We start from the raw sequence: 2,166 nt of genomic DNA on the forward strand, positions 1-2,166 counted from the left end.
ACCAGCACGGCCAATCAGTTATTCTTTGAATATGCCCGTTGGCTCAACAGTGACTACACTCCCTATATGCAGAACACAGTTGAGATCTTCAACGGTTCTAGCTGGGTCAATCTCTGGAGTTCAGGAGCTTCTCCAGGAGTGCAAGATAACGCTTGGACACCTCAACAATTTGATATTAGCGCCCACAAGAGTGCCTCAACTCAAATTCGTTTCGGGTTCAATGTTGGTAGCACTGATGTATATACAGTAAGTTCCTGGAACCTTGATGATGTCAAAATCTATGGTGATGGGAGCGGGGCGACAATCTCGATCGCCAAAACCACCGATGGTAACGAAGCCGGTTCAGCGAGCAGTGTCTTTACCCTCACCCGCACCGGCGACCTCTCCAGTGCCTTAACGGTTAACTACACCTTGGCTGGTACTGCTACCCTCGGCAGCGACTACAATGACCCCAGTTTAGGCCAAGCCACCTTTGCGGCAGGTGTGTACAAAGCCACTATCACTCTGCCCACCAAAGATGACCTCTTGAGTGAGCCCAGCGAAACCATCATCACCACAATTACCGCCCCCGCTGGCTACACTATCAGTGGACCTAACACAGCTACGGCGACGATCATCGATAACGACCTTGGCACCCTCACTCTGGTGAAAACCACCGATGGGAAGGAAGCCGGTCCAGTGAGCAGTGTCTTTACCCTCACCCGCACCGGCGACCTCTCCAGTGCCTTAACCGTCAACTACACCCTAGCGGGGACAGCGACTCCAGGTGTTGACTACACAGGCACTACTCCTAACAGCGTCACCTTTGCGGCAGGTTCCTCCAAAGCTACCATCACTCTGCCCACCATAGATGACCTCTTGAGTGATCCAGGTGAAACCATCATCACCACAATTACCGCCCCCGCCGGCTACACTATCAGTGGATCCGACACGGCTACGGCCACCATTCTTGACAATGATGGTAACTCAGCCAATAACAACTTGGTCGGGACAAGCTTTGCCGATGCCCTAGCTGGAGGGGGAGGTAATGACACTCTTAATGGTGGAGCGGGTAATGACACCCTCGATGGCGGTGTTGGTGTTGACTTGATGGATGGTGGTGATAACAACGACACCTACTACGTGGACAATGTGGGCGATATCGTGAAAGAAATCTCCGACGATGCCCTAGGTGGGACGGCTGATACGGTATTTGCCTCAGTCACTTATTCTCTAGCACCGGGGACAGCTGGTAAGCAAGGATATGGGATTGAGAACTTGACCCTGACGGGAGATGCCAATATCAACGCTACTGGCAATGGCAAAAACAACGTCCTCACGGGCAACAGTGGCAGCAATGTCCTCAATGGCGGCCTTGGTAACGACACCCTCAATGGCGACTTGGGTCTGGATACTCTTACTGGTGGTGCTGGAAACGATTCCTTCAGGTTCGACAACGTAGAGAACAGTGATCTGATCACCGACTTCTCCGTAGCCGATGACACAATCATTCTGGCGAACAGTCTTGACGGCACTTTGACCGGCTCCCTTGGTATGGGGATCAAGGGTCTGGTCTTTAATAGTGCTAATATGAACGGAAGTGTCCTTAACGCTGCCTGGTTCTTCAAGGGAGCGGGGTTCACTGGGGGAGCATCGGGAAACCCCGCCGGCATCTACGTCAACACTAGCAACGGCGACATCTGGTATAACGATTCCACCGTCGTCGGTAGTTACCTAATGGCCAATGTTGGGGCTGGTGCCGCCGCTGCCATGACCAATCTCGACTTCGTTTACAGAGTTTGACATACCCCACGTCCGTTTACGGACGTGGATTCTTCTAGCATCACTGCTGAGAATTTCTGGCTCAACTAGTCCACAATTAGGGTCTGCTGAAAAAGTTTTTCCTGGGGGTAGGAGTCAGGAGTCAGGAGTCAGGATTCAGGAATTTCAGGCTTTGTTGCCCTTGTTTTTTGTACCAAGCGATGTACTACAAGAAGGATAATGCAAGGTTTTTGAAAGTCCCAATCCTATTTTCTTGGGTAATGATTTGGTAGTAGTGGCGTAGCCCTCTTGCTTACCTGGTATGAATTGTGTCAAATATTTATTAATAAAAATAATTGGAACCCGCTCAGTCTTTAAACCTCTAGCTTGCTCATGACTTTTCTGATAAATATCTTTTTCTGGCTC

Annotated in this window: 2 protein-coding genes; one reads left to right on the forward strand and one right to left on the reverse strand. The window is 50.6% G+C overall.

What is annotated here, in order from left to right:
- Positions 1-1,782 (forward strand): Calx-beta domain-containing protein (locus IQ242_RS23145; RefSeq protein ID WP_305070291.1); only part of this gene is annotated, 1,782 nt, incomplete at its 5' end.
- A gap of 144 nt (positions 1,783-1,926) precedes the next feature.
- On the opposite strand, the gene IQ242_RS23150 is transcribed toward IQ242_RS23145, so the two are convergent.
- Positions 1,927-2,166, reverse strand: a 240-nt coding sequence (locus IQ242_RS23150) for a hypothetical protein (protein ID WP_193961565.1), incomplete at its 5' end; no start/stop codon positions are given.

Origin of the sequence: Microcystis sp. LEGE 08355 (genome assembly GCF_015207185.1) — a bacterium.
In the GTDB taxonomy this organism is placed as follows: Bacteria; Cyanobacteriota; Cyanobacteriia; order Cyanobacteriales; family Microcystaceae; genus Microcystis; species Microcystis panniformis.